Origin of the sequence: Shewanella sp. HL-SH8, from assembly GCF_051165765.1 — a bacterium.
GTDB lineage: Bacteria > Pseudomonadota > Gammaproteobacteria > Enterobacterales > Shewanellaceae > Shewanella > Shewanella glacialimarina.
The window spans coordinates 1,217,287-1,231,401 of sequence record NZ_CP195039.1 but is presented as its reverse complement, the minus strand read 5'-3'; the positions used below and the strand labels follow the sequence as shown (position 1 = coordinate 1,231,401).

The following is a 14,115-nucleotide window of genomic DNA, read 5'->3' as shown; positions in this document are numbered from 1 at the left end:
TAAAAAAACATATATAATATTAAATTAAAAATCATACACTTAAATAAATAAAGCAAATTAAATCGCCTTAATTGTTATTTTTTTGTGAACCAATAAAAAAATCACCCCGTATAGAAAATTCGTCATCTAACCCTATGAGGAATTACAAAATGAAACGGATTTATCCCTTTGCGTTGTGCGTGTCACTTGTTGGACTAACAGCTTGTTCTGATGATGATAACGACGTCGTCGAAGTCACACCACCAGAGCCAGTTGCCACATCACATGTGCGTGTAATCCATGCCGGTAGCGACGCACCTAAGGTTAATGTCACTGCAAATGGTGCTGAGTTACTTGCAGGTGTCGACTACGCTATGTCCAGTGGTTTACTTGAAGTGACCTCTGCTACCTATAACATTGATGTTGACGCAATTCTTGCTGACGGCACGACAACAACAGTATTAGAAGCAGAATTAGTTGCAGCAGATATGATCGAATACACAGCAGTTGCATTAGGCAAAGTTGCTGATGGCAGCCTCGCAGTAAAACTTATTCAAAACCCAATGGCCGATATTGCCACTGGTTATGCTCGGGTGCAGGTGCTTCATGCTACACCTTCTGTAGGTTTAGTTGATGTTTATATAACAGCTCCTGATGCAGATATTAGCAATGTATCGCCAACGCTATCAGCTAATTACATGGACGCCAGCCCACAGCTTGAAGTAGCAGCAGGTGACTATCAAATTAGAATCACAGCGGCTGGCATGAAAGATGTCGCATATGACTCAGGCACAGTTGCCTTAGGCGATATGCAAGATTACTTTATCAGCGCGATCCCAAATACCTGGTCAGGTTCATCTCCTGTTGCATTGCATGTTGCGTTAACTGAAGGCCAAGCAATACTTAATGATGTTAACAGTGGTGCAGATCTGCGTGTCGTACATGCTGTAGCGGATGCACCTGCCGTTGATGTATTTTTAGATGGCACAACAACACCCGCTGTTGATATGTTAGCGTTTGGTGAGATAGCGGGTTACTTGAATGTACCCGAAGGCGCGCATACAGTAACAGTTGCCGCTGATGCTGATAACGCTGTAGTGGTAATAGATAATGCAGCTGTAGATTTAGCCTTAGGCATGAGCTATAGCACTTTAGCGATTGGCTCGTTAACCAACAACGCTATTGAACCATTGGTATTAATGGACTCAACACGTCGAGTGGCAACTGAAGCTAAACTCACAGTAACCCACGCAGCCTATTCTGCACCTGAGGTCGATATTTACCTGACCGCATCGGCAGACATTAGTGAAGCGACTCCAGCCCTAGAAGATGTTCCATTTAAAGCATCATCAGGCAGCATCAGTGTTGTTCCAGGTACTTACACTATTAGTGTCACTGTAGCTAATACTAAAGATGTTGCTATTGGTCCATTAGAAGTAACATTAGATGCCTCTGGTGTTTATGGCGTTGCCGCAGTTGATAATATTGGTGGCGGTGCACCATTTGGAGTGATCCTTTTAGATGACTTCACCGTAATGTAATTTGTTATACCCATTTAATCTCCGTAAACCCTTTACGGCTTATCTTTAACCCGGATAAGCCGTTTTTTTTATAATGGGGCATATTCAATGTTCAAGTTATTAACTATATTGATATTCGTACTAGGATGTTTTGCAAGTCAATTAGCCATAGGGAAAACTAAGGTGGAATTACAATTTGCCGATAGCCATCATATTAAGTCTATTAACATTAACAATGACACTGTAATGGGTGGGTTATCATCTAGCCATGTGAGTAAGTCGAAACAGTCCGTTGATTTTTCCGGCTTAGTCTCATTAGACAATAACGGCGGATTTGCTTCAGTTGAGTTCGTCTTATTAACGGAACTTGAACAGGCAAGCGTGTGTAAGTTAATTGTTAAAGGTGATGGTAAGCGTTATCAAGTGCGCTTTAAAACGGCTGACTTACAATATGGTGAAGCGTATATTGCCGAATTTACTACCCAGAAAGATCAAATAAGTGAGCATGTTTTTAAGGTCGATGACTTTAGAATTGGCTTTAGAGGACGAACAGTTCACAATGGTTCCGCATTAAACTTGGCAAAGGTTGAAAAAGTCGGCATTTTAATTGCGGACAAACAGCAAGGCCAATTTGATATCTCTTTACACTCAATTTCATTTCAGTAAATTAGGAGCATGCAGCAAATGATCCAAGGCATTATCTTTGATCTCGACGGTACCCTTGTAGAATCTAGCTTAGATTTCAGCCTTATTCGACAACAAATCGGCTGCCCTGATGATATCGATGTATTAAAACATGTGGAGTCACTGGGCTGTAAAGATCTGCAAGACAAGGCTAACCAGATCATTATTGAACATGAAAACCAGGATGCCCAGAGCGCTAAAGCTTTGGCTGGCATGGCTGTACTGCTTAGTTTTATCGAACGGCAACAGATCCCCTGTGCCATTGTCACCCGCAATAGCAAGGCGGCGAGTGAACTAAAGCTCACCCAAAACAAGATTAATATTGGAACAGTACTGACTCGCGAATGCTATCCCGCCAAACCCGCACCTGATGCACTTATCGCTATTGCGACACAATGGCAAATCGAGCCCAAACATATTATGTATGTCGGTGATTATTTGTATGATATCCAGGCCGCCAATAATGCCGGTATGATTGCCTGCTTTATTAATCACGGTATTGAGACACATTATCAACATTTATCCGATATTATCGTTCAAAGTCTCGATGAGCTATTAACCATCATCAAACAATATAGCTTAAAGAAAGCGCCTTAACAGGCGCGCAATCTATCCATAATTAATTAGATAAAATCACATATTTCAGCTAACGATTTTTTATCTAAAGCATGGGTCGGCACTGTCGCATCTTCCGCAGGATAACCAGCAACAATTAACATGTAAGGTCGTTCATTATCATTATCGCGACCGCATATTTTAGAGAGAAAACTCATCGGCTTAGGCGTGTGGGTTAATGTACCAAGCCCTGCATGATGTAACGCTTGAATTAAAAAACCTGTCGCAATACCTACAGATTCATGCACATAGTAATTACTCTTTTGCTCATTTTCTTCTTGCTTACGTTTTTGGCTAAAAATAGCAATTAACCAAGGCGCATGCTCTAAGTAAGGCTTGTTGGCATTGGTCCCCAAAGGCTTTAATGCATCTAACCATTCCTCACCTGCGCGACCAGCATAAAAGGCTTGCTCTAGTGCTTCTGCCTGCTGGCGAATTTGCGCTTTTATATCGGGGCTTTGAATTGCTACAAAATGCCAAGGCTGATGATTAGCGCCGTTAGGCGCTGTGCCTGCGGCTAAAATACATTGTTCAATGATTGCTTGGGGCACCGCACGGTTTGAAAACTTTCGAATAGAATGTCTACGCTTAACCTCACCATAATTTGCTTGAGCCCGATGAAGCATCTCATCCTGCGGATATTCTATAAAGTCGCTCAGTGGCAAATGCTCGTCTGACATTGTCGTTCCTTGAGTAATGATAAAAATCGCGTTATTAAAAAATACTATGCCACATCAATACTCACCTAAAAAGAAAATTGTTATTGTCACAGCAATCCATGTATTGCAACTCATCCATTAGCTGGATACAGTGCTGTAATGATTTTTATAAGGATGTAACATAATGATAGCAGCCATCATAGGTGCAACCGGACTGGTCGGAAAGTCTTTACTAGAGTTGTTATTAGATAGCGATAAATATCAAAAAGTATATGTTTTAGGGCGTTCACAACCGCACATAACCGCGCACCATTTTGGTGAAGAAAAGCTACACTATATCGCCTGCGAATTAGATGAGTTGCATGAACTGAGTTTACCTGAACCTATCGATCATGGTTTTTGCTGTTTAGGCACCACGATTAAACAGGCGGGAAGCCAACAGGCGTTTATTGAAGTGGATAAATTAGGTGTATTGGCTTTTGCTAAACTACTTAAGCGCCAATCACACTCAAGGTTAGTACTTCAGGTCATCAGCGCCTTAGGGGCAAATCTTCACTCTAGTGTGTTCTATAATCGTGTCAAAGGTGAAATGGAACAGGAGTTATGTCAATTACAGTTGCCACATGTACAAATTTTTCAACCTAGTTTACTCATTGGCGAACGAGCAGACAGTCGTACATTAGAACAACTTGGTCAGTGGTTTTTCAGATTAACCGGTTTTCTGTTTATCGGATCACTTAAAAAGTACAAACCTATCGATGGACTACAGGTTGCACAGGCCATGTTCGATTCAGCACAACAGGCCTCTAAATCGGTTAGCATTATTGATAACTATGCTATGCATAATCACCATTAAGGCTGGCTATGATGAATATTGAAGCTATCTATAATAAATTGAAGCTGTACATAATAAACAGTGAAAACGAATAATTTACTCAAGATTGTCTATACTGTTACGAAAGCAAAAAATATAAAGTAAAACATGAACACTCAATAACTTTGGAGATAGCAATGAGCGATAAATTACTCACCCTTGAAGAAGTCTGTAAAATTTTAGATAAAAGCCCAGCCACGATTAAGCGCTATGCCAGAGAGAATTTGTTATCGAGTCATCAAGATGGTGATGAACTGACGTTTCCAGAGGGAGAAGTGATGCGTTATTTAGACTTCTCAAAACGCCTAGGCTAGTTTTTACCCTAACGGTTAGACTCACTATCACGCTAAATATCAGGCAAAGAGATAACCAATCACTAAAAAAGGGAAAGCAATGCTTTCCCTTTTTGTTATCTAAACTGAGTTAACTTAATCACCAAAGTCATCCAGTAAAATATTTTCAGCTTCAACCCCTAAACTTTCAAGCATACCAATGACAGAAGAGTTCATAATTGGCGGGCCGCACATATAGAACTCACAATCTTCCGGTGCTTTGTGATTTTTAAGATAATTTTCAAATAACACATTATGAATAAAGCCAGTGTAACCGGTCCAATTATCCGCAGGTAGTGGATCAGATAACGCCACATGCCATTCAAAATTATCATTTTCAGCCGCTAGCATATCAAAATCTTCCTGGTAGAAAATTTCACGTTTAGAGCGAGCGCCGTACCAAAAAGTCATTTTACGATCGGTTTTAACCCGTTTTAATTGATTAAAAATATGCGATCGCATTGGCGCCATACCCGCACCGCCACCGACAAATACCATTTCAGCATCGGTTTCTTTAACGAAGAACTCACCAAATGGGCCAGAAATAATCACCTTGTCACCGGCTTTTAAATTAAAAATATACGATGACATTTTACCCGGTGGTAAACCTTCCGGCGGTGGCGTAGCAATACGCACATTGAGCATTATACGACCTTTCTCATCGGGGTAATTCGCCATTGAATAAGCGCGTAATACCTCTTCATCAACCTTTGACACTAGCTTAAATAATTCGTATTTTTCCCAGTCATCACGGTATTCGGCAGGAATATCAAAATCGGCATAGCGAACTTCATGCGCTGGCGCTTCAATTTGAATATAACCGCCCGCTTTAAATAGGACTTCCTCGCCGTCAGGTATTTTAAGTAATAGCTCTTTAATAAAGGTCGCTTGGTTATTGTTAGAGATAACCTCACATTGCCATTTTTTAACACCAAAGATTTCTTCATCGACCTCAAGTTCCATATCACTGCGCACAGCAACTTGGCAGGCTAAACGACAGCCTTCTTTGGCTTCTTTTTTAGTAATATGGTCAAGTTCAGTGGCCAGAATATCACCGCCACCCGACTTCACTTTTACCCGACATTGGCCACATGTTCCACCACCGCCACATGCTGATGGAATAAAAATCTGATTACCTGCTAATGCGGCAAGTAATTTATCACCCGCAGGCGTGCGCACGGTTTTAGACGCATCATCATTAATACTAATGGTTACTGCGCCTGTGTTCACTAACTTACTTTTGGCGACTAAAATCACCATGACTAACAGGCTTACTACTATGGTAAACATGCCAATACCAATTGCCATTTCCATTAAATGCACCTTCTTATTAATCTGTCATTCTGCTGTGAGGAATTCATACTCTGCTTCCCAATGCCTTACAGCGTAATGCCAGCGAAAGACATAAAACCTAATGCCATCAAACCTGTGGTAATAAAGGTAATCCCAATACCTTGCAAACCTTCAGGAATAGCGTTGAACTTCATCCGCTCACGCAGCCCAGCTAATAGCACAATTGCCACCGCCCAACCCACCGAGCTGCCCGCGGCAAACACGATTGATTCAGTTAAGTTGTAATCACGGTTAGCCATAAAGATAACCCCGGCAAAAATGGCACAGTTGACCGTTAGCAAAGGCAAGAAAATCCCTAGGCTTTGATACAGGGTGGGAATGTATCTTTCTAAGAACATTTCTAAAATTTGCACTAATGCGGCTATCACACCAATAAAGGTAATGAGCTGTAAATAGCTGATATCTAAGTCAGCTATTCCCGCCCAGGCTAACGCGCCAGGGGCCAGTACATTGACATAAATCAGTTGATTAATCGGCACTGCTAGCATCATTACCACAATGACTGCGATACCTAGGCCGAATGATGTGGACACCTTCTTCGATACCGCTAAAAACGTACACATACCCAAGAAGAATGACAGCGCCATATTGTCGATAAAGGCTGCTTGGATAAATAAATTAATATAATGTTCCATGATTATCCTCGCTTACTTTGAACAACATTAATCGCCCAAATCATCACGCCAATTAAGAAAAATGCACTGGGCGGTAAAGTGAACATTTCGTTAGGTAAATACCAACCACCGTTCGCTACTGTGGTCAATATTTCATGACCAAACAATGAACCACGCCCTAACAATTCACGCACAAAGGCAACACCAAGCAGAATAACGCCGTAGCCAATGGCATTGCCTACCGCATCGACAAACGCAAGATGCGGTGGGTACTTCATCGCAAATGCTTCAGCACGGCCCATAATGATACAGTTGGTAATGATTAAGCTGACAAATACCGATAACTGTTTCGACAGCTCATAAGCGACATCTTGCAGCACCATATCAACGATGATCACTAATGACGCGATAACGGTCATTTGAGCGATAATTCGCACACTGTTGGGAATAAAGTTGCGAATGGTTGAAATAATCACATTGGAAAAAACCAACACAAACGTTACCGCTAAAGTCATCACCAATGCAGTTTGCATTGAGTTACTGACCGCCAACGCTGAACATACCCCTAACACCTGCATGGCTACTGGGTTATTGGCAAAAATCGGCGAAGTTAATATGTCTTTTGTTGAAGTTGACCGACTCATTTACTTCTCCTCCGCTTTAGCAAAACGGTGAAGAAATGTTTGGTATCCTTCAACGCCAAACCAAAACTCAACCGCTTTTTGTATGCCAACACCAGTACGTGTTGCACCAGAAACACCATCAACACCATGTACATCACCGGCTTTGGCGCCGCCTTTGACAACCTTAATCGCTATCTTACCTTTGGCGTCAAACAGCTGCTTACCTTGCCATAGCGATGTCCAATCTGGATCAGTCACAAAATCGGCAATACCGGGTGTTTCACCGTGTTCATAAAACACAATATTCTTAATGGTATTAAGATCAGGTTCGACCGCCAAATAGCCATACATCATCGACCACAAACCTTTACCGTAAATAGGCATCACAATGCTGGTTAACTCGCCTTGGGCATCGAACACCTCAAAAATACGTATTTGATCGGCACGGCTTTTAATTTTGGCGGTATCTTTTTTCGGCTTACTGGAGGTTTCTGGATTAATCGCCGCCATACGGCTATCAAAATCTAACAGATTCTCCTGTTCGATATACTCACCGCTTTCTAAGTCGACCAATTTAGGCTGTACACGCGTTGTAAACAACTCTCTAAAGTCGGCAGAACTATTGGCAATACCAGCCGCGTTTAATACAAACTGCTTCACTTCATCACGTTTTTTAACTAACTTTCTTTCTTTTAAAATTTCGGCAGTGCCGGTGATCATAAAAGAACACACTAAGCTCAAGCTGATGATGAAAACCATGGTTCCCAGCACCGAATCTTTTTTAAAGGCCATGGCGTTTTAGTCTCCGTTTGATGTTGGCTCTCGCCACCAGATAATCGAATAACGGTGCCCATAAGTTGGCAAATAAAATGGCTAACATAATGCCCTCTGGTAACTTGACGTTGAGCACTCGGATCAATACCGTCATAAAGCCAATCAGAGCGCCATAAGCATATTTGGCATTGCGGGTATAAGAGGCAGTTACTGGGTCGGTAGCCATAAACATCATCCCCATAGCAAAACCGCCAGTGACCAGATGCCATGTCCACGGCATAGTAGCCATGGCATTTTTAGCCGGACCAAAGAGGTTAAATATAATTGCGGTGGCAATCATACCCAACATCACCCCAGCAACCACTCGCCAGTCAGCCACTCGGGTCATCAGCAAAATGCCGCCACCCAGTAATATCGCTAAGGCACTGGTTTCACCAATCGATCCCACAGTGAAGCCAAAGAAAGCATCCCACCATAGCGGATCACTTAATGCCCCAATCCAACTTACATCAGCAAAGCTGAGTTTATTGGCCGCTGCAAGCCCTAAGGTTGTCGCCCCTGAATAGCCATCTACCGCAACAAACTGGCTTATTGCAGCCACTTCTGTTGGATAGGCGAAATAAATAAACGCATAACCTGCTAAGGCAGGGTTTAAGAAGTTATATCCCATGCCGCCAAACATCTCTTTGGCAACAATAACCCCAAAACTGATGCCTATCGCCATAATCCACAGCGGGGTAGAAACAGGCAGGATAAGTGAAAATAGTAACGCGGTAATAAAGAAGCCTTCATGCAGCTCTTGACCACGCATTCTGGAGAATATGACTTCCCAGAACAGGTTAACGGTCAATGCAGTAAGATAAAAAGGCACGTAAAAACTCGCGCCATAGGCAAATAAACTTAATATGCCAGACTCAGCGGTTAAGCCTGAAAATAGCATATTGAAAATGGCTAAATGCCAAGTATCAGGTGCACTAGCGCCTTCAATAATAGCCAGTTGGGCTTGTAGGCCAATGTTGTACATACCAAAAAACAATGCTGGCAATAAACACATGCCAACAATATGCATGGTACGTTTTACATCAATGGCGTCACGTACATGAACCTGCCCCTTGGTGCTACGGCCGTGGGCAATCCATAAAGACCGTAAGTATTTACGCATCGAATCGCCGTGCTCATAATACTTGTCTTGGGTCGACGGTTTCTTAATAGGCTTACTCATTAACCTTCCCTCTCGATAATATCTAGGCAAGCACGTAATTCTTTACCAAAGTCATACTTTCCAGGACAAACAAAGGTACATAACGCGAGATCTTCTTCATCTAATTCCAACGCACCTAAAAGCTGTGCTTCATCGGTATCACGTACCACTAAATCACGAATAAGTAAGGTGGGGAGAATATCTAAAGGCATCACACGGGCAAGCTGGCCAAACGCCATCATCGCGCGGGCTGAACCACCAGCATGGGTGGTAAAATCGAATAATTTTTTGGTACGGCTAAAGCCAGACATCATGATGCCAGTGAGACTAAATTTGTCTTGATCGTTTCGCACCCAAGGCAGTAATTCATGTTTGTCATCTTCAGACAGCACACAAATCTGGTTATGAAAACGACCTAGGTAATCGTAGCTACCCTCAGCAGTGTGGCCATTTAGCACGCTGCCAGACACTATGCGTGAACGAACATCCTTAATTTTACCCGCCACAATCGGACTTAATTGAGCACCTAATTGGGTGCGAACCAAACGCGGTTCAAGCACATTAGGGCCCGAAAAAGCCACCACTCGGTCGGTATACAGTTCACCATTTAAAAATAACTTACCGAAGGCAATAACGTCTTGATAGCCCAAATGCCACACAGGGCGCTCTATGCTTGCTGGCAGAATAAAATGAATGTGAGTACCCACTAACCCAGTAGGGTGAACACCATTAAATTGATGAATAGACACCTTAGACAATTTAGTGGTGATATCGTGCTTCAATAAGGGCGCGTTATCATCCTGGCACAGGTACACTTTGCCTTCGGTTAAATAGGTAAGCACTTGCAAACCTGCAACAAAAGCCTCTGTTTGCTCAGCAATAATAATGCGAGGGTCAGCGGCAAGCGGATTACTGTCTATTGCCGTAACAAAAATACCCGCTGGTTGGCTGTCCAATTGCGGTACCCGCGAAAATGGCCGGGTACGTAATGCGGTCCACAGGCCACTATCGACAAGGTTATCAACCACAAGTTGGCGATTTAGCTGATTAAAGTCATCATAACGCGCAAAGCTTTTAGCTTGTTGCTGATCATCACACTCAATCACAACCGCCTGTAAAACACGCTTTTCGCCACGATGAATTGCGCTAACCTTGCCGCTAGCAGGTGCTGTAAATTTTAGCCCAGGGGTTTTCTTGTCTTCAAACAGCGCTTGCCCTTTAATAACACTGTCACCCACCTCAACTAACATGGTCGGTTTTAAGCCGACATATTCTTCACCTAATAAAGCCACTGTTGTGACTTTTTCACCGTCAAACACTTGTTGAATAGGCAGACCCATAATAGGTACATCCAAGCCGCGTTTAATGGTTATTATCTGGTTTGAAACCCCTGCCATTATCATCACCATCAATAAAAATTCGATGAGCAATTTTAAATCTTTGTAAACGCTAATGTATGAAGCAAGATCACACTAATGAGGTATTCGGTAATTTTAAAACATGATATCCGGCAGCTATTGTGAAGCAGATCACTACAAGGACGGCTAAGCACAAACAAATGTTATTTTTACTACAAAAATAATATTTGATGTTAGCGCTTAAGTAAGAGCTTAAGTAAGCGCTTGCAACTAGACATGACTAAAATTGCATAAAAAGTCGACATATAAGTTAGCTAGCATGCTTAAAAAATACTAAACACACATACTCCAATAAAACATATATAAATTTATATATATCAAATTCTGTATATAAGATAATATTCCATAAGACACTTTAGAGCCAAATCAGATATTCAATGACTTACCAATACTTGAGTCGAGCAACTGAAAATATCAATCTCTTTATATGAATAAAACCTAAGGCTAACAATGATTAACCCAACTCAATTTTTTAAATGTTTAGCCGACGAGACGCGACTGCGTTGCCTAATGCTTATTCAACATGAAGGAGAATTATGTGTTTGCGAGTTGACCGAAGCATTACAAGAAATTCAACCCAAAATTTCACGAAATCTAGCTCAACTACGTAAATGTGGTCTCCTAATCGATCGCCGTCAAGGTCAATGGGTGTTCTACCGTATTAATGCTGATTTACCCAAATGGAGCCAGTTAGTATTAAGCGAAACAACTCACCACAATGCACTGTTTCTAGAAGAAAACCTCAGTAATCTATGCCGAATGGGCGGACGCCCTGAACGCCTAAAAGCTTGCTGTTAATCGCTCAATAAAATGAATTGACCCAAACAAACGTTCACCATACAAAGATCAACTAACCCTAATACAAACCGCCAATACCTCATTAAAATAGTAAGTTTAAAGGATACTCACATGACAATTAAAATCGGAATTAATGGCTTTGGCCGCATGGGACGTTTAGCGCTTAGAGCAGCTTGGAACTGGGATGATGTTGAATTTGTCCAAATCAATGATCCCGCCGGAGACACTGCCACCTTAGCCCATTTACTCACATTTGACTCAGTTCACGGTCGTTGGCAACACGAGGCCAATGCCGAAGCAGATGATATGGTGATAAACGGTAAACGCATTGCCTGTACCCGCAACAAAACCATCAGCGAAACCGATTGGTCAAAATGTGATGTCGTTATTGAAGCCTCAGGAAAAATGAAAACCAAAGAAGTACTGCAAGCTTATTTAGATCAAGGTGTAAAGCGCGTTGTAGTCACCGCCCCAGTGAAAGAAGACGGTGTATTAAACATCGTAATGGGCGTAAATCATCAGCTTTATGACAAGGCAATTCATTCAATTGTCACTGCCGCTTCTTGCACCACTAACTGCTTAGCGCCCATTGTCAAAGTCATTCACGAGAACATAGGTATAGTGCACGGGTCTATGACCACGATTCACGACATTACCAACACCCAAACCATTCTCGATGCACCACATAAAGATCTTCGCCGTGCACGAGCCTGTGGCTTAAGTCTTATTCCTACTACTACAGGTTCAGCAACTGCGATTACCCATATTTTCCCTGAACTAAAGGGCAAGCTTAACGGTCATGCTGTGCGTATTCCGCTGGCCAATGCCTCATTAACCGATTGTGTGTTTGAGGTCAGTCGCCCAACCACAGAAGCAGAAGTGAATAGCTTATTTAAAGCCGCAGCCGAAGGGCCTTTAAAAGATATTCTAGGCTATGAAGAACGCCCTTTAGTGTCGGTCGATTATAAAACCGATCCACGTTCGAGCATCATTGACGCGCTATCAACCATGATCATTAATGGCACTCAGGTTAAACTTTATGCCTGGTATGATAACGAATGGGGTTATGCAAATCGCGCCGCTGAACTCGCTCGTATGGTCGGCCAAATGGATAAAGCATCAGCTTAAATAGAGAGAACTCAATGGGACTTTTGACTGAATCGTGCCGCTGAACTCGCCCGTATGGTTGACCAAATGGATAAAGCTTAAGCTTATATAAAGAGAACATAATGGGACTTTTGACTGAATCGTGCCGCTGAAATCGCCCGTATGGTTGACCAAATGGATAAAGCTTAAGCTTATATAAAGAGAACATAATGGGACTTTTGACTGAATCGTGCCGCTGAAATCGCCCGTATGGTTGGCCAAATGGATAAAACTTAAGCTTATATAAAGAGAACATAATGGGACTTTTGACAGGACTGTCGCCAGAAATTCGCCAATACTTGGTCGTTACTGGCAACTATTGGGCATTCACGTTGACCGATGGCGCCCTTCGTATGTTAGTGGTGCTGTATTTTCATGGTTTGGGTTATAGCCCGCTAAATATTGCGATGCTGTTCCTTTTTTATGAATTTTTTGGGGTAGTCACTAACTTAATTGGCGGCTGGTTAGGTGCACGCTTAGGCCTTAATAAAACCATGAATATTGGTCTTTTTATGCAAATAGTTGCCCTTGGCATGCTATTAGTTCCCGCTGCAGCGCTAACCATCCCCTGGGTCATGGCGGCACAAGCTTTGTCTGGTATAGCCAAAGATCTCAATAAAATGAGCGCGAAAAGTAGCATCAAATTATTGGTACCTGCCGATGCGCAAGGCCAACTGTATAAATGGGTTGCCATATTGACCGGGTCGAAAAATACCTTAAAGGGAGCGGGCTTCTTTTTAGGCGGCGCCTTACTGACATTATTGGGTTTTCAGTATGCGATTCTTTGCATGGCTGTTGGGTTATTGCTGGTGTGGATTTTCAGTCTATTTAACTTGAAGCGTGACTTAGGTAAAGCCAAAAACAAGCCTAAGTTCACTGAAATATTCTCAAAAAGTCAGGCGGTAAATACCCTTTCAGCGGCGCGACTGTTTTTATTTGGTGCTCGCGATGTGTGGTTTGTGGTCGCCTTACCCGTTTACCTAGCGTCAACCTTCGGCTGGGATCACTGGTATGTCGGCGGCTTTCTCGCTCTTTGGGTCATCGCTTATGGTGTAGTACAAGCTTTTGCACCCCGATTAACCGGTAAAAACCAAGGCAAAGTCCCCGATGGACGCAGCGCCTTAGGTTGGGCGGTTTCGCTCAGTGTGGTGCCAGCCGGTATTGCACTGGCTATAAGTTATGACTTTCATGCTGCCAATATACTTGTGGGCGGATTAATGCTTTTTGGCGCATTATTTGCCATCAACTCCTCGCTACACAGTTATTTGATTGTCAGCTATGCCAGCGAAGATGGCGTGTCTTTAGATGTCGGCTTTTATTATATGGCCAATGCGATGGGACGTTTAATCGGCACAGTGCTGTCTGGTTGGGTTTATCAATTATATGGTATGGCCGCTTGTCTGTGGATATCAGCTGTTTTTATTGCACTAGCCGCGCTTATTTCAGTCAAACTGCCAAGGCATCAGCAAGCGTAAATCATTTGCGGAGTAAGGTTAGATGAGATAATGCGTTATTTCATCTAACC

15 protein-coding genes are annotated in these 14,115 nt (G+C 42.5%); 8 read left to right on the top strand and 7 right to left on the bottom strand.

The features are described 5' to 3' along the window. Positions 1–149 precede the first annotated feature (149 nt). The 3 genes from ACRWQN_RS05515 to ACRWQN_RS05505 all read left to right on the top strand — a co-directional run bounded on the left by ACRWQN_RS05515 (position 150) and on the right by ACRWQN_RS05505 (position 2,780). The gene (locus tag ACRWQN_RS05515; protein WP_434940050.1) at positions 150–1,520 is read left to right on the top strand and encodes a DUF4397 domain-containing protein; all 1,371 of its coding nucleotides are present in this window, start codon (positions 150–152) and stop codon (positions 1,518–1,520) included. Positions 1,521–1,682: 162 nt separating this feature from the next. Next, positions 1,683–2,165, top strand: coding sequence for a CIA30 family protein (locus ACRWQN_RS05510; protein WP_434940048.1), 483 nt, complete (start codon positions 1,683–1,685; stop codon positions 2,163–2,165). A gap of 18 nt (positions 2,166–2,183) precedes the next feature. Continuing rightward, positions 2,184–2,780: an HAD family hydrolase gene (locus ACRWQN_RS05505; protein WP_226410975.1), complete on the top strand. Its 597-nt coding sequence runs from the start codon at positions 2,184–2,186 to the stop codon at positions 2,778–2,780. Between the two features lie 26 nt (positions 2,781–2,806). Here the strand turns inward: ACRWQN_RS05505 and ACRWQN_RS05500 are convergent, their stop codons facing one another. Next, on the bottom strand, positions 2,807–3,478 hold the full coding sequence (locus tag ACRWQN_RS05500; RefSeq protein ID WP_434928359.1) for a nitroreductase family protein: 672 nt from the start codon (positions 3,476–3,478) through the stop codon (positions 2,807–2,809). 163 nt (positions 3,479–3,641) lie between these two features. Between ACRWQN_RS05500 and ACRWQN_RS05495 the strand changes: the two genes are divergently transcribed. After that, complete coding sequence (locus ACRWQN_RS05495; RefSeq protein ID WP_434928358.1) at positions 3,642–4,313, top strand: nucleoside-diphosphate sugar epimerase; 672 nt, start codon at positions 3,642–3,644, stop codon at positions 4,311–4,313. Positions 4,314–4,468: 155 nt separating this feature from the next. Continuing rightward, the gene (locus ACRWQN_RS05490) at positions 4,469–4,645 is read left to right on the top strand and encodes a helix-turn-helix domain-containing protein (RefSeq protein ID WP_188840795.1); all 177 of its coding nucleotides are present in this window, start codon (positions 4,469–4,471) and stop codon (positions 4,643–4,645) included. A gap of 114 nt (positions 4,646–4,759) precedes the next feature. On the opposite strand, the gene nqrF is transcribed toward ACRWQN_RS05490, so the two are convergent. From nqrF to ACRWQN_RS05460, 6 genes are all read right to left on the bottom strand, one after another. Beyond that, positions 4,760–5,977, bottom strand: coding sequence for an NADH:ubiquinone reductase (Na(+)-transporting) subunit F (nqrF, locus tag ACRWQN_RS05485; protein WP_434940046.1), 1,218 nt, complete (start codon positions 5,975–5,977; stop codon positions 4,760–4,762). 65 nt (positions 5,978–6,042) lie between these two features. Then, positions 6,043–6,651, bottom strand: a complete 609-nt coding sequence (gene nqrE / locus ACRWQN_RS05480; RefSeq protein ID WP_434940045.1) for an NADH:ubiquinone reductase (Na(+)-transporting) subunit E — start codon at positions 6,649–6,651, stop codon at positions 6,043–6,045. Positions 6,652–6,653: 2 nt separating this feature from the next. Continuing rightward, positions 6,654–7,274, bottom strand: coding sequence for an NADH:ubiquinone reductase (Na(+)-transporting) subunit D (locus ACRWQN_RS05475; RefSeq protein WP_226410981.1), 621 nt, complete (start codon positions 7,272–7,274; stop codon positions 6,654–6,656). Continuing rightward, positions 7,275–8,045, bottom strand: a complete 771-nt coding sequence (locus tag ACRWQN_RS05470; RefSeq protein ID WP_434940043.1) for a Na(+)-translocating NADH-quinone reductase subunit C — start codon at positions 8,043–8,045, stop codon at positions 7,275–7,277. It abuts the gene before it with no gap. Then, complete coding sequence (locus ACRWQN_RS05465; RefSeq protein WP_434930433.1) at positions 8,035–9,249, bottom strand: NADH:ubiquinone reductase (Na(+)-transporting) subunit B; 1,215 nt, start codon at positions 9,247–9,249, stop codon at positions 8,035–8,037. The genes ACRWQN_RS05470 and ACRWQN_RS05465 overlap by 11 nt, the downstream gene beginning before the upstream one ends. After that, positions 9,249–10,625 carry a Na(+)-translocating NADH-quinone reductase subunit A gene (locus ACRWQN_RS05460; RefSeq protein WP_434940042.1) on the bottom strand — a complete coding sequence of 459 codons (1,377 nt, stop codon included), beginning with the start codon at positions 10,623–10,625 and terminating at the stop codon, positions 9,249–9,251. Before ACRWQN_RS05460 ends, ACRWQN_RS05465 begins: the two co-directional genes overlap by 1 nt. A gap of 471 nt (positions 10,626–11,096) precedes the next feature. Here ACRWQN_RS05460 and ACRWQN_RS05455 point away from each other — a divergent pair, with 471 nt between their 5' ends. From ACRWQN_RS05455 to arsJ, 3 genes are all read left to right on the top strand, one after another. Further along, the gene (locus ACRWQN_RS05455) at positions 11,097–11,444 is read left to right on the top strand and encodes a metalloregulator ArsR/SmtB family transcription factor (protein WP_434930435.1); all 348 of its coding nucleotides are present in this window, start codon (positions 11,097–11,099) and stop codon (positions 11,442–11,444) included. Positions 11,445–11,555: 111 nt separating this feature from the next. Next, positions 11,556–12,572: an ArsJ-associated glyceraldehyde-3-phosphate dehydrogenase gene (locus ACRWQN_RS05450; RefSeq protein WP_434930436.1), complete on the top strand. Its 1,017-nt coding sequence runs from the start codon at positions 11,556–11,558 to the stop codon at positions 12,570–12,572. Between the two features lie 275 nt (positions 12,573–12,847). Then, positions 12,848–14,065, top strand: coding sequence for an organoarsenical effux MFS transporter ArsJ (gene arsJ / locus ACRWQN_RS05445; protein ID WP_434940041.1), 1,218 nt, complete (start codon positions 12,848–12,850; stop codon positions 14,063–14,065). Positions 14,066–14,115 lie beyond the last annotated feature (50 nt).